The sequence below is a fragment of the Thalassospira sp. MIT121401 genome (assembly GCF_047125595.1).
GTDB classification, from domain to species: Bacteria; Pseudomonadota; Alphaproteobacteria; order Rhodospirillales; family Thalassospiraceae; genus Thalassospira; species Thalassospira povalilytica.
This window is the reverse complement of sequence record NZ_CP138926.1, coordinates 249,348-265,788: the sequence shown is the minus strand read 5'-3', so window position 1 is coordinate 265,788 and position 16,441 is coordinate 249,348. Positions and strand designations below refer to the sequence as shown.

Sequence of the window (16,441 nt, the reverse complement as noted above, 5' to 3'; positions counted from 1 at the left end):
TTTCAGAACTCGGGGATCGACCGGTCAGGAACCGGTCGATTTGTTCGCATCACCATGATCATGAGAATGGCTGTGCCCATGGTCGTGATTATGGCTGTGATCGTGTGCGTGGTCATGACCGTGATCGTGGCTATGGCCGTGGTGATGCCCGTGACTGTGTCCGTGACCATGATGGTGATGATGGCCGTGGCTATGACCATGGCTGTGCCCGTCGGTGCCGATCCCCATCACATGGTGGTGGTGGCCGACCTGCGGGGTGCCAACATCACCTTCAAATCCGATGATCTGTTCGCGGTACTTGCACAGCTGACAGTTCATGTTGTTGTCGCCGGTGTCAATCTCGGCCAGGCGCTCGGCAAAGCTTTCAAGCACCATCGGGTGATCTTTAAGGTAACCGGCCTTGATGAATTCGACATCGCCGAACTCGGCTGCGACTTCGTCGGTGTGGGTATAGATACGGTCGATCAGGATACCCGCAAACAGGAAATAGGGGAAAACCACAACGCGTTTGTAGCCCAGTTTCATGGCTTCACGCAGACCCGCATTCACGCGCGGATGGGCAACACCGGAATAGCTGATTTCGGTACGGCCAAATCCCATGCCTTCCTGAAGCATGCGGGCAACTTTATAAACGTTTGAATTTGCATCCGGGTCATTGGTGCCCCGCCCGACGACCATCAGAAGGGTTTCCTTGCGCGATACGCTGTCATCCGCATCGGCAAGGGCTTCTTCGATACGGTCTTTGGCCGCGATCAGGAGTTTGGGATCAATCGCCAGATCACGACCGAATTTGACATCGATATCGGGATTGTCGTGGGCGAAATTGTTTACCTCGCTCGGCAGGTCATTTTTGACGTGGCCGGCGGCAAACAGCATACCCGGAAGGGCATAGATCTTTTTGTGGCCCATGGCTTTGAGCTTTTCAAAGCCATCACGCAGGATCGGGTGCGCAAATTCTAGAAAGCCGCTTTCGACATCGTAGTCGGCCAGATGGGTCTGTTTCATCGTTTCAACCATGGCGTTGAACTGTGAAACTGCGCGTTCATCACGCGAACCGTGACCGCAAATCATTACTGCGCCTTTGGGGGACATAAAAGGCTGCTCCTTTGTCTCTCTTTTGGTGTTCTTCGCGATGACTTTTGCCATCGCGGTACCCGATGCCACCCCCGTTTTCACCGATTGGCCTGCGGAATGCAAGCGGCAGGTAACAGAAGAAATATCGAAGGCGGGATCAGAGGCGAAAATACTACTTATGGTGGGCGGGCGGGTCGTTGATATCGAATATCTTGTGGGGCGGTGCGATCTTACGGGGGATGCATGCTGTTGTGACGATCAATCGTATGATAAAAATAAAAATCGTATGAATTTCTTCTATCAAATCGGGTCAGGCTTGGCAAATGATGGTGTCGCAACAGGGCCTTGTCCCGTGCCCGTGTCATTGGCATTGACGGTTTGCTGTACAGGTCGCACATTGCGCCGATGGAACCCGATCTTGCAGATTTTCTTATTCCGGCTTCCGGCTTTTCCGGACCACTTTTCACAATACTGGTGTTGGCGCTGGTGTTGGACGCGATCTTTGGCGATTTCCCATGGTTGTTTTCACGCATTTCCCATCCGGTGGTCTGGATTGGCAATCTGATTTCGTGGTTCGAAAAGCGCCTTAATCGCAAGGGGCTTGGTAATGAGGACTTGATCCTGCGCGGCATGGTCACCAGTCTGGCGGTCATTTTCGTGGCCGGGATGGCCGGTGGCGTAATCCAGATTCTGTCGGTCCTTGGCGGTGTCTTCTGGCTGTTCGAGATCCTCCTTGTGGCGATCCTGATCGCGCAAAAGGGCCTTTATCAACATGTCAAAGCGGTCTCGAGAGCCCTTAAAACCGATGGACTTGCCGGCGGACGCAAGGCGGTTTCGATGATTGTTGGCCGTGACCCGGACAAGCTTGATGAAGCCGGTGTCAGCCGGGCCGCAATTGAAAGCTGTGCTGAAAATTTCTCGGACGGGGTGGTCGCGCCGCTTTTCTGGTATGTGGTCGCCGGACCGGTTGGTATTTGCGCCTATAAGGCGATCAACACCCTTGATTCGATGATCGGTCACCGCAACGAGCGGTATTTGTATTTCGGGCGGTTTGCGGCCCGGCTTGATGATGTTGCCAATTTTATCCCGGCCCGGATTGCCGGAGGCGTGATTTGTCTGGCTGCCGTGCTTGGTGCCAAGACCAGCGGTAAAGCTGCCTGGCAGACGCTTTGGCGTGATGCCCGAAAACATAAATCCCCCAATGCCGGATGGCAGGAAGCAGCCTTTGCCGGCGCCCTTGATCTGGCTCTTGCCGGGCCACGCCAATATGGCGATGAAATCGTTGATGATCCCTATATCGGGTCTGGTCGACGCGATGCCGGGGCGGCTGATATTGACCGGGCATTGTCGCTTTATGTCGGGGCCTGTTTGATCAATGCGGCTTGGCCGGTTCTGATCAAGGCATTTTGGATCGGGTTATGAGTGTTGGTTGCGCGATTGATGCGTGCCCAAGGGGGCCGGAATTTTTGGCTGCCGTGCTTCAAAACCGTTTTAATGCCGAAATCCTTGACCGTACCCGATTGCTGGGCTTCACCGACTGGTGGCTTACGGCGGGGTGTCTGGCGCAGACCATCTGGAACCTCAAAGCCGGAAAGGCGCCTGAAACCGGGATTGAGGATTATGATCTTTTTTATTTCGATCCCGACACAAGTTGGGGTGCCGAGGATCATTTGATTTCCAGATGCGCTCATCTGTTTTCGGATCTCCCGATCCGGATCGAGCTTCGAAACCAGGCCCGGGTACCGATCTGGTATCGCCAAAAGTTCGGTCTGGAATATGGCGCGGTTCAGTCAGCAAGCGACGGCATTGATCGCTTTGCCTATCAAACTACGGCGATCGGCCTTCGCAGGGAACTTGACGGCGATTACCGACTTTATGCGCCGTTCGGGGTTGAAGCTGCCCTTGACGGCCAGGTCATCCCGAACAAGGTGCTCCCCATCGCGTCGGTTTATGCTGCGAAAGTTGCCAGATGGAAAAACATCTGGCCGCATCTTGATGTCATGCCGTGGGCTAAGGGCGGCGATGCGGATATGGACGACGATTGAGCCATCAAAATGGACGTCAGCTATTGCCTTCATTCATCCGTGCAATGGTCGAGGTGGTCGAAAAACCGTCCTCCAGATTGGCCAGCACCACTTTGCCGCCATAGCTTTGCACAATATCGGCCCCAACCACCTTGTCGATGGTGTAATCAGCCCCTTTGACAACAATGTCAGGCTTGATCGCTTCGATCAGATTGATCGGCGTATCTTCACCGAAAATCACCACACCGCTTACAGTTTCAAGCGATCCGAGAACGGCTGCGCGGGCGGCTTCGGACTGGACCGGGCGGCTTTCGCCTTTAAGCCGTTTGACCGACGCATCGGAATTCAGGCCGACAATCAGACGGTCACAATTTGCGCGCGCCTGTTTGAGGAGGCTGAGATGGCCCGGATGCAAAAGGTCAAAACAACCATTGGTAAAGCCGACTTTATAGCCCTTGCGGCGCCAGCGTTCTGCGCGATCCACCATACGATCAAGCGGCATCAGTTTGGCTTCGCCAATCATCAGATCATGGTGATGCAGGGCCGATACCAGCTCGTCTGGATAAACAATGGCCGTACCGATTTTGCCAACCACAATGCCCGCCGCAACATTGGCAATGCGCGCGGCATCGGCAAGGCTTGATCCCGCCGCAACCGCGGATGCAAGGCAGGCCACCACGGTATCACCGGCCCCCGATACGTCAAAAACTTCGCGGGCCTCGGTCGGCAGGTGGATGGCTTCGCCATCTTTGGTGACAAGGGTCATGCCATCCTGGCTGCGCGTCAGCAGAACGTTATCAATGCCGCATTCGGTAATGATCTTGGTGGCGGCCGCAACCGCTTCTTCGTCGCTATTGACGGCAATCCCGGTTGCTGCCTGTGCTTCGGCGCGGTTCGGGGTTACCACGGTTGCCCCGCGATAGATGGTGTAATCACTGCCCTTGGGGTCAACAATGACCGGTTTTCCGGCCTTGCGCGCGGCATTGATCGCCGCGGCAACCACATCGGCATGCAAAACGCCCTTGCCGTAATCAGACAGAATGATTGCCGCCACATCCGGTGCAAGTTGGCCTGCGAGGGCGGAAAGGTTGCTGATGGTGGCCGGGGTGATGTCCGATGTGGTTTCGTTATCAGATCGCAACAATTGCTGGCCGCTTGCGATATAACGGGTTTTGATGGTGGTCGGCCGGTTGCGTTCGGTCTGGATATAGGGCTCGACCCCCTTGTCATTGGCGACATATTCCATGACTTCGCGGCCCGGCAAATCATCTCCGACAAGTGTCAGGAACTGAACCGATGCGCCTAGGGCGGTGGCATTGCGCGCGACATTGCCCGCCCCGCCAAGCATTGCACTTTCGCGTTCGACCCGGATGACCGGGATCGGTGCTTCGGGCGAGATACGATTGACCGACCCATAGACAAAGCGATCAAGCATGACATCACCAATGCACAGGACCTTGGCGTTGGTCAGTTGTTCTACCTGTCGGGCCAGATGGCTGAGATCGGTCATTTGTTCGTATCTTTGTTCTGTCGTTCTAAATTGTGTTCTGGCAGCCTATTGGCCGATTATTTTTTAGTCAGGCCAAGGGTATGCTCAAGCGCACCGACAAGCATCTGACCGAGCTGAATGTGCATTTCCTGGATCCGGGCGGTGGTGTTGCTGGGCACAATCATCAGCGGATCGCAAAGATCGACCATGTCGCCACCGGTCTTGCCGGTCCAGCCGGTTGCAATCAGGCCCATTTCCTTGGCCTTGGCCAGACCAAGATTGACGTTCTTGCTGTTGCCCGATGTCGAAATGCCGATCGCAACATCATCAGGATTGCCAAGCGCTTCGATCTGGCGCGAAAACAGGTAGTCAAACCCGAAATCATTGCCGATCGCAGTCAGTGCAGAACTGTCTGTGGTCAGGGCAATCGCCGGCAGTGCACGACGGTCATGGATGTAGCGAACCGTGAATTCGGTGGCGATATGTTGCGCATCCGCAGCTGATCCGCCATTTCCGAAAAACAGAAGCTTGTTACCGTCATTGAGCGCATCGGTGCAAATTTCAACAAGCTCGACAAACGCATCGCGGGTGGCTTCGCGTGTTTTGTTTACCAGATCAAGATGCTCGTCAAACTCGGCATCGAAAAAGGCTTTGATATCCATTGCGCTCTGAAATCCCGCAGTAGGTCATGTATTGTGATCAGGCTGTTTAAACAGGGTCCCTTGTTCAAACAAGAATCTGGAATGGTTTTACATCATCGCTATGTGTTGATTGATGTTTTTACCTGACATGTCAAATCGGGCTGAAACTAGCAGCTTGGATGGCGGAAAGCTACGACTTATCTGTTTTGCCCGATGTCTGAAATTGTCCGATTTTCACGTTTGGTTTCAATAGGTATGAATGATAAATACATAACCTGTTAATCGACAGGCTCTATTATGGAACGGGCTTGGTATCGGGGTTGGTTCCGGTAAAACAATAATCTGGTTATTGCATTAATGTCTGATAGCTCACTTCCATCGCCCGAAGCCTTTCTGGTCGACTATGTGCGACGCCTTGAGCGGCGCAAGGAAGGTGTGGGTGCTATCCATGTGCATTTCTCGAAATTGCAGGCATTCAACCGTCGCGACCACCATATCCGCACGGCGATCGTTGCCTTTGAAGAAATCGCCCCGGAAGTCACCGGGCGTATCTTTACCCTGTCCAATCAGGACCTGATTTTCATTTTTGATGCAGCCGAGATTGACGAGGTCAATGCCGTCATCTTTCGTCTGAAATTCCTGTTCAACGATGATCCGCTGATCAGTGACGGCAAGGATGAAAGCGGTGCGCCGGCAAGCTTCACCGACTTTTACGATGTCGGGCAGCAATATAAGGACTTCCTGCATCTGACTCAGATGCTGGTGCGTGCCAATGCCAACCGCCCCCGGGTGGTCAGCAAGGCGGCCGAGCGCCATAACGATCATCCCGATTACGGGGATGATCGCGCCCCGCTGACCCCGAAAATTCTGGGCCGGATTGATGAATCGCTGCGCCGTGCCGACTTGTCAAACCTGATGCGCCGCCAGGCGATCTGTGCGGTGGTCGGGGATGCCAACCCGACACCGGTTTTCCATGAATTGTTCATTTCAATCAAGGATTTGCAGGAAACACTTCTGCCCGATGTCAATGTTCTGTCGAACCGCTGGCTGTTTCAGCATCTGACGGAAATTCTTGATCGGCGGATGCTGTCGCTTTTGACCCGGTCAAACGATGCGTCCGTGACCGGGTCTGTCAGTATCAATCTTAATGTGTCGACCTTGCTGTCACCCGATTTCCTGACTTTTGACAGCAATGTCAAAGCCGGTCAGCGGGGCACCATCGTTCTTGAACTGCAAAAGATTGATATCTTTGCCGATCTGGGTGCTTTCTTCTTTGCCCGCGATTTTTGCCGTGACCGAGGCTATCGCATTTGCATTGACGGTATCAGCCATCTTTCCCTGCCCTATATCAACCGCAACAAGCTGGGCGTTGATATGATCAAGATGATCTGGGATCCGGATATGGAAAGCATGGATGATGCCCATCGCGAAGCCATGCGCGCAGCAGTCGCGGAATCAGGTGATACACGTGTGATTCTGTGCCGTTGCGACGATGAACGCGCGATCAAATTCGGCCATTCGATCAACATCACCATGTTCCAGGGTCGCCACGTTGAACAATTGATGAGCGAGCGGACAAAAAAATAGCGCCGGGCTTCCCGACGGTGTGATGCCCGACGCTGTGATGGTTGTCTGAAAGCTTCGATGAAAAGCAATTTGGCCGCTTAAGCCTGTTCCTTGCCGTCAATGCCGGCTTTTTCAAATGTCGCCATGCCGTTATGGCATTCAGCAGCCGAGCGCAGCAGCGGGATCGCCAATGCTGCACCCGACCCCTCGCCAAGGCGCATGCCGAAATCGATCAATGCCTTTTTGCCAAGCTTTTCAAGCAGGCGAATATGCCCCGGCTCTGCTGAAACATGGCCGACAAGACAGTGATCAAGTGCATCAGCTCGCATGGCGGCCAGAACCGCCGCCGCCGCACAGGAAACATATCCGTCAAGCAATACCGGCACCCGTGAATAGCGCGCAGCAATAATCGCCCCGGCCATGGCGGCAATTTCGCGCCCACCAACACAGCGCAAGACATCAAGCCCGTCATGCATCTGGTTTTTATGCAAGATGATGGCATCGCCAACCACCCGGGTCTTGAGTGTCAGGGTCGCGTCATCAATACCGGTTCCCCGCCCGGTCCAGTCCCCGGGATTGCCGCCATAAAGTGCATGGGCAATTGCCGCTGCGGCGGTGGTGTTGCCGATGCCCATTTCGCCTGGCACAAAAAGATCAAGGCCCTTTTCAATCGCGCTCATGCCAAAGGCCATGGCTTCTGCACAGCCCTCATCATCCATCGCCGGTTCCTGACTGAAATCGTTGGTCGGGATTTCAAGTGCGACTTCCATCACGCGGAGTTCCGCATCCACCGATTTGCAAATCTGGTTGATGGCAGCCCCGCCATTGATGAAATTCTCTACCATTTGCTGGTTTACGCTTGGCGGAAATGCAGACACGCCCTGTGCCACAACGCCATGACTGCCGGCAAAGACAGTGACGCGGGGCCGAGACATCCGCGGGCGTGATGTTCCCTGCCAGCCTGCCAGCCAAAGACTGAAATCTTCGAGACGGCCAAGTGACCCGGCCGGTTTGGTCAGGGTCGGCTCACGGTTGGCAACAGCAGCCTGTGCCTCTGCGTCAACGGCCGGCAAATCGGCCAGAAGACTGCGAATTTCATCAAGGCTTTGGGGCGGGTGCTTGGGATTGAACATTGTGGTCTCCGGCTGGCGGCAAATCGTCAAAAAGCGTGTTCCGCTTGGCTTCTGGAATGGTAAGGATTAGGGTCAGAAACCAATCAATTGGTGTGTTTCAGTATCGGCCAACGGTCTGCCGGTCCCGGATCCGGGATGGCTTCGGTTTCGCGGTGGACTGAAGAACCCCAATAAAATCGGCCCCAAACTAGGCCTATGCGCAACAGATTGCCAGTTCGAAAATCGGAATTTCATGGTGTCCGAAGATCATAACCAAAACGAAACAAACATGCAAAGCACAGATACACCGACAGGTGATCCGCATGATGATGCGGATAAAACGTCTGTTGATGCGTCGGTTTTATCCGATTTCTGGCGTGCCATGGCATTGCTCAGCCGGGTGCCGTTGCCCCCGGTTGGTGATTTCCGGGCGGCTCTGATCGCGCGATCTGTCTGGTGCTGGCCACTTGTCGGGCTGGTTCTGGCGGGCCTGGCATTGCTGCCGGCGATGCTTGTCGATTTTCTGACGGGAAACCCCCTTGTCTATGCGATCTTTGCCATTGCAGCGATGGTATTGCTGAGCGGCGCGATGCACGAAGACGGCATTGCCGACTGTGCTGACGGCTTTGGCGGCGGGATGGACCGCGACCGCAAACTTGAAATCATGCGCGACAGCACTGTCGGGACCTATGCGGTTGTCATGCTGATTTTGACGCTGGGTTTGCGGCTGGTTCTGATTACGGCTGCGGCGGATATCGGACAGGCCGGTATCCTGTTTCTGATCATGGCGGTTATTTCCCGTGCGGCAATGCCGGTTGTTATGCGCATATTGCCGCCAGCGCGGGATAACGGACTGGGCAAAGGGGCCGGGCGGCCCGGATGGCTTCCGGTTCTGGTCGGGTTTGCCATTGCCAGCGCCATTGTTCTGGTATTGGGCGGTATCGGTGCGATGTTTGCGGTAATCGTCGGTGTGATGATCGCGATCCTGATCGTCGCAATGGTTGCCAGATCACAAATCGGTGGCCAGACCGGTGATGTGTTGGGGGCAACCCAAATCTGTGCCGAACTGTTTGCCGGTATCGGATTCATTGCCGTAATGGCATAGCCAGGAACTTTGCTGATCGCTCAAAACGACCATGATTGACTGCCAATGTCCGAACAAACCGGGGAAAGCATGACCAAAATCAAGACAACGCGCTGGTGGCTGGTGCGTCATGCGCCGGTGCAAAACCCGGAACGTCTGGTCTATGGCCGAAGTGACATGCAGGTTGATCTGTCTGATGAAAAAAAACTGCGTGCGGTGGCGCGGCACTTGCCCCGCGATGCGGTCTGGATGACCAGCCATCTGTCACGGACGCTTGATACCGCGCTCAAGCTTCAGGAACTGATCGACGAGGACATCACCCCGACCCGCGAAAGCGGCTTTGCCGAGCAACATTTCGGGGCCTGGGAGCTTCAGCGCTGGAACGACCTTCCGAAAGGCGAAACCACACAATTCTGGACCGATTTCGCCCGACAGCAGCCGCCAAATGGTGAAAGCTTTGCCGATATGGTCGAGCGGGTCGGTCCGGTTTTCACCCACGCCACCAGCTACTGGGCGGGCCGTGACATTGTTGCAGTGGTCCATGGCGGTACCATCCGCGCGATCATGGCCAATGCGCTGGGACTGTCACTTGAAGCGGCATTGTCATTCCATATCGATACGCTAAGTCTGACCAGACTGGAATATATTGACGGTGTGGATCAGCCCGGCTGGCGTGTGACCGCGGTCAATCAAAGCTTCGGATGATTTTGACAGAAAATAAAAACGGCATCGACCCGCTGTGGAACGATGCCGTCAGGATGTGGATGTCGTGACCATTTCCGTGCCATAGACCGCCCTGTCCGCGGCAATCAGGCCGTTTGCAGCTCGGAATTCAAGGGAAGATCTTCAAGTGCATGTTCAGCAAGATAGCGATCAAGCATATCTGCGGTAATGTCATGCTTTTCGCAGATCGCAGTCACGTCTTTCAAATAGGCTTCGTAATAGGGCAGCGGGCGGCTGCGTGACTTGTTGCGCAATTTGGCGACATGCGGGAAATCTTCACAAAGAGCCGTATTCTCAATCGCCTGGATGACGTTGTCATCAATGATGGCTGCGGGCATCTTGCGATAGGTCTTTCCACAGGCTGACAGCATTTTGCTGGCGGTGGGGACCGATATCCCCGGCTGGGAAAGCAATTCGTTCAATTCTTCCTGGCCGAAATCCGAAATCGACATCAACGTGATGAGCGTCGGCAGATCACGCACGAGCAGCGACAGCGCATTGACGCGGATGCCACGCGCATGGGACCAGATGATGGTGCCGATCACCCCTTTGGAAGCATCAAGAGCAAAGATGCTGCGCACATCGCGGCGCGACAATGTAATGTCCGCACCGGTCGCATATTCTTCCAGAAACGTCTGAAAGGCCCGATTGTCGGAATTCAGGCGTTCAAGCAGACCAAGCCACATATCCTTGCGCGAGGATGTGGTCCAGGTTGGTGTGTTCGGATTTCGGATTTTCGATAGTTGTGCAGAAACTGCCATCTGATTTTGCAAAATTCCAGTTAACCCCAAGAGTTTGGTGCCGCAATTATGCGGCCCACCGGTTTTGATGTTTTTTGTCCCGGTGATCTTGCTGGAAGGTGATTTGTTACCACTCTAATTCCAGCTTGATAATATTATGTTCCCTTAAAGGAGGGCCGGCCTCAAGCAGGCAATTCTTACAAATACTGACCTTCCGGTTAGCTGACCCGTTCGGACAGAGAATGCCCTTTGGGTTCAAGGGCAAACCTGTTAGGTTCGGCGCACCGTTCGGTGATGGGAAATCGGTGCGATGCCGATGCTGCCCCCGCAACTGTATCGGGTTGGGTGATCCGGGTGGATGTATTGCCATTCACCAGCCACCGGGAAACCGGGAAGGCGGATTGCTTTCATGCCCGCAGCCAGGAAACCAGCCGAATGGTGTCATCATCTCAAATGATGGCGACGCAATCGGGCCTCGGTGGGAGGCCATGGCGAGGAATAGAATATGACCCGGACTGACCCGCCTTGCGGGACACATCTGATTCTTGGCGGTGCGCGATCTGGCAAAAGCCGGTTCGCCGAAAACATCATCAATGCGGCTGGCGGCGGCATATATATCGCGACCGGTCGGGCATGGGATGATGAAATGGTCAACCGCATCGACCTTCATAAACAATCGCGTGGCGATCTTTGGCAAACGATCGAGGAACCGCTTGATCTTTGCGGTGCACTCGACACCTGCAATCAGCCGGACGGCAAACCGGTTCTGGTCGATTGCCTGACCTTGTGGCTGACCAACCTGATGCTTGAAGATCGCGATATTGATGCTGAAATCGACCGGCTTTGTGATCACTTGCCTGGGCTGGGTATTCCGGTGTTGCTGGTATCAAACGAAGTCGGTTTCGGGATTGTACCGGAAAATGCAATGGCGCGCGCTTTTCGCGATCATGCCGGACGTCTCCATCAACGTATTGCCGCATTGGTTGAACGGGTGACGCTTGTCGTTGCCGGCATTCCGATGCAGGTCAAATGACAATTTAAATGATTGAATTTCAAGGAATTTGAAAATGGCACAATTGGGTAAAATCCCGGCAACCGTCATTACCGGCTTTTTGGGGGCCGGCAAGACAACCATGATCCGCAACATGCTGGAAAATGCCAATGGCAAACGCATTGCCCTGATCATCAATGAATTTGGCGATCTGGGCGTTGATCGCGGCATCATCAACGGGTGCGGTATCGAAGGCTGTGCCGAGGATGATGTGGTTGAACTGGCAAACGGATGTATCTGCTGTACGGTTGCGGATGATTTTCTGCCAACGATTCGTGGCCTGATTGATCGCGATACGCCGCCTGATCATATCGTAATCGAAACATCCGGGCTGGCCCTGCCCAAGCCGTTGGTCAAGGCGTTCAACTGGCCCGAAGTACGGTCGCGCGTGACTGTCGACGGGGTTGTCGCGGTTCTTGATGGTGCGGCATTGCGCGACGGGCTGTTTGCCCATGACCATCATGCGGTTCAGGCCCAGCGCGAGGCTGATGAAAACCTTGATCATGAAAGCCCGCTTGAAGAACTGTTTGAAGAACAGCTTCATTGCGCCGATATGGTGGTTCTGAACAAGACCGACCTTCTGACCGACGAAGAACGCACCAAGGTCGAAGCCGATATCCGCGCTGAACTTAAAAAGCCGTCGGTCAAAATCATCGCGACCGAGCATTCCCGTGTTGAAAACGCCATTTTGCTGGGCCTTGGTGCTGCGGCCGAGGATGACCTCGATAGCCGCCCGAGCCATCATGATGATGGTCATGAACATGATCATGATGATTTTGAAAGTTTTGTTGTCTCATTTGATGCGGTCAATGATCCGGCGGTCCTTGAAAAACGCCTGATCGACATCGTGCGTCAATATGATGTTCTGCGCATCAAGGGTTTCCTTGATGTTCCGGGCAAACCGATGCGCCATGTGGTTCAAGGGGTCGGCGAACGTTTCCAGCGTTACTTTGACCGTCCCTGGGCCGATAAGGAAAACCGCCGTTCCGAACTGGTGGTGATCGGCTTGCATGGTATGGACCGTGCCGCGATCGAGGCCGCAATCAAGGCAGCCTAAGCCCATTGGGCACACATAAAACCATATGACCGATACCGGATGTTTTGCGTCCGGTATCGGTGCTTTTGACGACAGAACAGACGGAATTTCAAATGCATCTTTTGGCAGCACAGCCCGGCATGGTCACCGATGGCAGCGAAGCGGTCGATCTTGGTCAGGAACCGGGCGATGTCGTCATCCTGTCTGCGGCCGAGTCCGAGCTTGCCTGCCTTGCCGGGGCACAGGCACGTCTGGCGGATGCGTTTGGTGATGATGTTCCGTCTTTGCGTTTGGCCAGTCTTTTGCAGCTTGGTCACAATATGTCGGTCGATCTTTATGTCGATGATGTGCTTTGTGATGCCAAATTCATCATCGTGCGGATCTTGGGCGGGCGCGGTTATTGGGAATATGGTGTCGAGCAGCTGGTCGCCTTGGCGCGGTCGCGTGATATCCCGATGGTGCTGTTGCCCGGTGATGATCAACCCGATGCCGAACTTCTGTCGCTATCCACCGTCAAGGGTGCTGAATATCAGCATATCTGGCGCTACCTGATCGAAGGTGGCCCGCAAAATGCCGAAAATTTGCTGCGTCTGATCTATGAAAAACTGAACGCAGATGTGCGGTGGAACTGGTCGCCAGCCGCTCCGTTGGTCAAGGCTGGCGGATATTGGCCGGGCATGTCACAGGCCGGTCTTGATGATATCAGATCAAACTGGAAAACCGATCAGCCGGTCACCCCGATCATTTTTTATCGATCACTTGTCCAGGCGGGAAATCTTGACGTCATAGATGCGCTGGTTGCTGCATTGTGCGACAACCATCTCAATCCGTTGCCGATTTTTGTCGCCAGCCTCAAGGACCCGGTGGCAAGTGCGCTGGTCGGAGACTGGCTTGCGGAAACGAATGCCGATCTGATTTTGAATACGACCGGGTTTGCGCTTTCCGTTCCGGGATCGGAACGATATGACGGGCCGTTTGATGCCGTTGATGCGCCGGTCTTTCAGGTGGTCTTGTCCGGTGGCAGCGAAGATGCATGGCGCGATGGTGTAAACGGGCTTGCCGCCCGTGATATCGCGATGAATGTCGCCTTGCCCGAGGTCGATGGTCGTATTCTGGCCCGGGCCGTTTCGTTCAAGGGATCGGCGGGTAAGGATGACCTGACCCAGATCGATCTCGTCAAATATATCCCGGTGCGCGATCGGGTCGATTTCACCGCAAAACTTGCCGCCAACTGGATCAGGTTGCGCAAATCTGCCCCGTCAGATCGCAAGATCGCCATGGTCATGGCCAACTATCCCAACAAGGATGCCCGTCTGGGCAATGGTGTCGGGCTTGATACGCCGGCTGGCATGATCGAAACCCTGCGCGCCATGCTTGAAGACGGATACGCCATCACCGATTTGCCGGCAGACGGCGATGCCCTGATTGCCGCGATCAAGGCCGGGCCGACCAACGATTTCAAGTCCCTTGCCACGCGTGAGATACGGGTAACGCTGTCCCTGGCGGATTATCAAACCGCCTTTGCCGCGCTGCCCAAATCGATCCGAAGCCAGGTGATCGAGGCCTGGGGTGATCCCCAAACCGATCCGTTTTATCTGCCCGATCAGGAAAGCTTTGCCCTGTCGATCCTGCCGATGGGCAATGTGGTCGTGGGCTTGCAGCCCGCGCGTGGCTACAACATTGATCCGCTTGAAAGCTATCACTCGCCCGATCTGGTGCCGCCGCACAACTATTTCGCCTTTTACATCTGGCTGCGGCATGTGTTTGGCGTCGATGCGATCATTCATTTTGGCAAACATGGCAATATGGAATGGTTGCCGGGCAAGTCACTGGCACTCTCCGAGGATTGCTTCCCCGAAGCAGTCTTTGGCCCGACCCCGCATTTCTATCCCTTTATCGTCAATGACCCGGGCGAAGGCACACAGGCCAAACGCCGTGCCCAGGCGGTCATTCTTGACCATCTGACCCCGCCCCTGACTCGCGCGGAAAGTTACGGGCCGCTCAAAGATCTCGAAGCATTGGTCGATGAATATTATGATGCTGCTGCGGTCGATCCGCGCCGTTTGACGATCCTGAAACGCGACATTCTTGAGCTGGCCATTCGCATTGGTCTTGATCGTGATTGCGGGATCGAGGCGGATGAGGACGAAGAAAGCGCCTTGGCAAAGCTTGATAACTATCTGTGCGAGCTTAAGGAACTTCAGATCCGCGATGGTCTTCATATCTTTGGCAAGGCACCAGAAGGCGATCTTTTGACCGATCTTCTGGTCGCGCTGGCCCGCTTGCCACGTGGTGCTGATCACGGGCCGAAGGCATCCCTGCATCGCGCAATTGCCAAGGATATCCTGGCCGACCCGGAATTTGATCCCCTTGATTGCGCCTTTGCTGAATTTTGGCCCGGTGCCAAACCCGATATCCTTGCTGCCTATGGCACAAAGGATGACAGCGATATTGGCCCGTGGCGGACAACCGGCGATACGGTGGAACGGATCGAGCTTCTGGCGCGGGCTCTGGTCAATGGCACCGTCACGGTTGATCCGTCATGGGGTGCAGTTAGGGATGTTATTTCCGATATCGAAACAAATATTCGCCCGGCCGTAACCGGTTGTGGTCCGGCCGAGATTTCCGGCATTCTGCGGGGACTTGCCGGCAAATTTGTCGAACCCGGACCGTCGGGTGCACCCACCCGTGGGCGACCCGATGTGTTGCCGACTGGGCGCAATTTCTATTCGGTCGATACCCGTACAGTGCCGACGCCTGCGGCCTGGCAGTTGGGTTGGAAATCGGCCGAATTGTTGTTGGAACGCCATGTTCAGGATCATGGTGAATGGCCAAGTGCGCTGGGTCTTTCGGTCTGGGGAACAAGCAACATGCGCACGGGCGGTGACGACATTGCCCAGGCCTTGGCGCTTATGGGGGTGCGTCCGACCTGGGACAGTGCGTCGCGCCGGGTGACCGGGTTTGAAATCATGCCTGCATCGCTTCTGGGCCGTCCGCGGGTTGATGTGACCTTGCGCATTTCGGGTTTCTTCCGCGATGCCTTTCCGGGCCTGATTGACCTGTTTGACAGTGCGGTCCGGGCGGTCGCGGATCAAACAGACGAACCCGAAGACATCAATCCGATTGCCGCGCGCATTGCCCGTGAAACCGTAAAGCTCAGGGATCAGGGCATGACAGCCGATCAGGCCCGCCAGCAGGCCGCATTCCGCGTGTTTGGATCAAAACCCGGCGCCTATGGTGCGGGCTTGCAGGCAATGATTGACGAAAAGCTTTGGGAAAACGAAGCCGATCTTGCCGATGCTTATCTGGCATGGGGAAGCTACGCCTATGGCAACGGGGCCGAAGGTGTTGCTGCGCGCAAGCTGTTTGAAACCCGGTTATCCAATGTCGATGCGATTATCCATAATCAGGATAACCGTGAACATGACCTGTTGGATTCTGACGATTATTATCAGTTCGAAGGCGGAATGACATCGGCGGTACGGAACCTGTCAGGCAAGCAGCCGACGGTTTACCACAGCGACCATTCCCGCCCCGAAAGTCCCAAAATCCGCACGCTTGAAGAAGAAATCGCCCGTGTGGTCCGGGCGCGTGTGGTCAATCCCAAATGGATCAATGGGGTGATGCGCCATGGCTATAAGGGGGCGTTCGAGATGGCGGCAACGGTGGATTATCTGTTTGCCTTTGCCGCGACTGCACGCTGTGTGGCCGATCATCACTTTGACTTGGTCTATGATGCCTATCTTGATGATCCCAAGGTTCGTGATTTTATCGAAGCCCATAACCCCGATGCGCTGCGTGATATTCGCGATCGCCTGCGCGAGGCAATTGAACGCGGGCTTTGGCAGCCGCGCCGCAACAGCGTTTCATCCGACCTTCTTGATCGGGCGTGACGCACTTC

At 55.0% G+C, this 16,441-nt stretch carries 13 protein-coding genes and 1 riboswitch; of the genes, 8 read left to right on the top strand and 5 right to left on the bottom strand.

The window, feature by feature from the left end:
* Positions 1-24: 24 nt before the first annotated feature.
* A complete protein-coding gene (locus tag SIB88_RS01200) occupies positions 25-1,092 on the bottom strand; it encodes a sirohydrochlorin chelatase (protein WP_206926405.1) in 1,068 nt (355 codons plus the stop codon).
* Positions 1,093-1,419: 327 nt separating this feature from the next.
* On the opposite strand from SIB88_RS01200, the gene cbiB reads away from it, so the two are divergent.
* Both cbiB and SIB88_RS01190 read left to right on the top strand, forming a co-directional pair.
* On the top strand, positions 1,420-2,496 hold the full coding sequence (gene cbiB, locus SIB88_RS01195) for an adenosylcobinamide-phosphate synthase CbiB (protein WP_412559122.1): 1,077 nt from the start codon (positions 1,420-1,422) through the stop codon (positions 2,494-2,496).
* A gap of 53 nt (positions 2,497-2,549) precedes the next feature.
* Positions 2,550-3,119 carry a nucleotidyltransferase family protein gene (locus SIB88_RS01190; RefSeq protein ID WP_412559121.1) on the top strand — a complete coding sequence of 190 codons (570 nt, stop codon included), beginning with the start codon at positions 2,550-2,552 and terminating at the stop codon, positions 3,117-3,119.
* A gap of 16 nt (positions 3,120-3,135) precedes the next feature.
* Here the strand turns inward: SIB88_RS01190 and rfaE1 are convergent, their stop codons facing one another.
* Complete coding sequence (rfaE1, locus tag SIB88_RS01185; protein WP_412559120.1) at positions 3,136-4,608, bottom strand: D-glycero-beta-D-manno-heptose-7-phosphate kinase; 1,473 nt, start codon at positions 4,606-4,608, stop codon at positions 3,136-3,138.
* 56 nt (positions 4,609-4,664) lie between these two features.
* The gene (locus tag SIB88_RS01180) at positions 4,665-5,249 is read right to left on the bottom strand and encodes a D-sedoheptulose 7-phosphate isomerase (protein WP_101246800.1); all 585 of its coding nucleotides are present in this window, start codon (positions 5,247-5,249) and stop codon (positions 4,665-4,667) included.
* A 336-nt stretch (positions 5,250-5,585) separates the two neighbouring features.
* On the opposite strand from SIB88_RS01180, the gene SIB88_RS01175 reads away from it, so the two are divergent.
* Positions 5,586-6,815, top strand: coding sequence for a hypothetical protein (locus SIB88_RS01175; RefSeq protein WP_101246801.1), 1,230 nt, complete (start codon positions 5,586-5,588; stop codon positions 6,813-6,815).
* 77 nt (positions 6,816-6,892) lie between these two features.
* Here the strand turns inward: SIB88_RS01175 and cobT are convergent, their stop codons facing one another.
* The gene (gene cobT, locus SIB88_RS01170) at positions 6,893-7,927 is read right to left on the bottom strand and encodes a nicotinate-nucleotide--dimethylbenzimidazole phosphoribosyltransferase (protein WP_412559119.1); all 1,035 of its coding nucleotides are present in this window, start codon (positions 7,925-7,927) and stop codon (positions 6,893-6,895) included.
* 268 nt (positions 7,928-8,195) lie between these two features.
* On the opposite strand from cobT, the gene cobS reads away from it, so the two are divergent.
* Positions 8,196-9,011, top strand: a complete 816-nt coding sequence (gene cobS, locus SIB88_RS01165) for an adenosylcobinamide-GDP ribazoletransferase (RefSeq protein ID WP_412559118.1) — start codon at positions 8,196-8,198, stop codon at positions 9,009-9,011.
* A 69-nt stretch (positions 9,012-9,080) separates the two neighbouring features.
* Positions 9,081-9,695 (top strand): histidine phosphatase family protein, encoded by a 615-nt coding sequence (locus SIB88_RS01160; protein WP_412559117.1) that lies wholly within the window; start codon positions 9,081-9,083, stop codon positions 9,693-9,695.
* Between the two features lie 104 nt (positions 9,696-9,799).
* Here SIB88_RS01160 and SIB88_RS01155 read toward each other — a convergent pair whose 3' ends face one another.
* The gene (locus SIB88_RS01155; protein ID WP_101246804.1) at positions 9,800-10,474 is read right to left on the bottom strand and encodes a hypothetical protein; all 675 of its coding nucleotides are present in this window, start codon (positions 10,472-10,474) and stop codon (positions 9,800-9,802) included.
* Between the two features lie 239 nt (positions 10,475-10,713).
* A riboswitch (cobalamin riboswitch) is annotated at positions 10,714-10,904 on the top strand.
* 54 nt (positions 10,905-10,958) lie between these two features.
* Between SIB88_RS01155 and cobU the strand changes: the two genes are divergently transcribed.
* The 3 genes from cobU to cobN all read left to right on the top strand — a co-directional run bounded on the left by cobU (position 10,959) and on the right by cobN (position 16,433).
* A complete protein-coding gene (gene cobU, locus SIB88_RS01150; RefSeq protein WP_412559116.1) occupies positions 10,959-11,486 on the top strand; it encodes a bifunctional adenosylcobinamide kinase/adenosylcobinamide-phosphate guanylyltransferase in 528 nt (175 codons plus the stop codon).
* Between the two features lie 34 nt (positions 11,487-11,520).
* Positions 11,521-12,561, top strand: a complete 1,041-nt coding sequence (gene cobW / locus SIB88_RS01145) for a cobalamin biosynthesis protein CobW (RefSeq protein WP_412559115.1) — start codon at positions 11,521-11,523, stop codon at positions 12,559-12,561.
* Positions 12,562-12,653: 92 nt separating this feature from the next.
* Positions 12,654-16,433: a cobaltochelatase subunit CobN gene (cobN, locus tag SIB88_RS01140; RefSeq protein WP_412559114.1), complete on the top strand. Its 3,780-nt coding sequence runs from the start codon at positions 12,654-12,656 to the stop codon at positions 16,431-16,433.
* The last annotated feature ends 8 nt before the right edge of the window (positions 16,434-16,441 follow it).

Excerpts from the sequence above, each read along its gene's own strand:
- cobN (WP_412559114.1), top strand. The coding sequence starts at position 12,654 with ATGCATCTTTTGGCAGCACAGCCCGGCATGGTCACCGATGGCAGCGAA.
- cobU (WP_412559116.1), top strand. The coding sequence starts at position 10,959 with ATGACCCGGACTGACCCGCCTTGCGGGACACATCTGATTCTTGGCGGT.
- SIB88_RS01160 (WP_412559117.1), top strand. The coding sequence starts at position 9,081 with ATGACCAAAATCAAGACAACGCGCTGGTGGCTGGTGCGTCATGCGCCG.
- SIB88_RS01180 (WP_101246800.1), bottom strand. The coding sequence starts at position 5,249 with ATGGATATCAAAGCCTTTTTCGATGCCGAGTTTGACGAGCATCTTGAT.
- cobS (WP_412559118.1), top strand. The coding sequence starts at position 8,196 with ATGCAAAGCACAGATACACCGACAGGTGATCCGCATGATGATGCGGAT.
- SIB88_RS01155 (WP_101246804.1), bottom strand. The coding sequence starts at position 10,474 with ATGGCAGTTTCTGCACAACTATCGAAAATCCGAAATCCGAACACACCA.
- SIB88_RS01175 (WP_101246801.1), top strand. The coding sequence starts at position 5,586 with ATGTCTGATAGCTCACTTCCATCGCCCGAAGCCTTTCTGGTCGACTAT.
- cobW (WP_412559115.1), top strand. The coding sequence starts at position 11,521 with ATGGCACAATTGGGTAAAATCCCGGCAACCGTCATTACCGGCTTTTTG.
- SIB88_RS01200 (WP_206926405.1), bottom strand. The coding sequence starts at position 1,092 with ATGTCCCCCAAAGGCGCAGTAATGATTTGCGGTCACGGTTCGCGTGAT.
- rfaE1 (WP_412559120.1), bottom strand. The coding sequence starts at position 4,608 with ATGACCGATCTCAGCCATCTGGCCCGACAGGTAGAACAACTGACCAAC.
- cobT (WP_412559119.1), bottom strand. The coding sequence starts at position 7,927 with ATGTTCAATCCCAAGCACCCGCCCCAAAGCCTTGATGAAATTCGCAGT.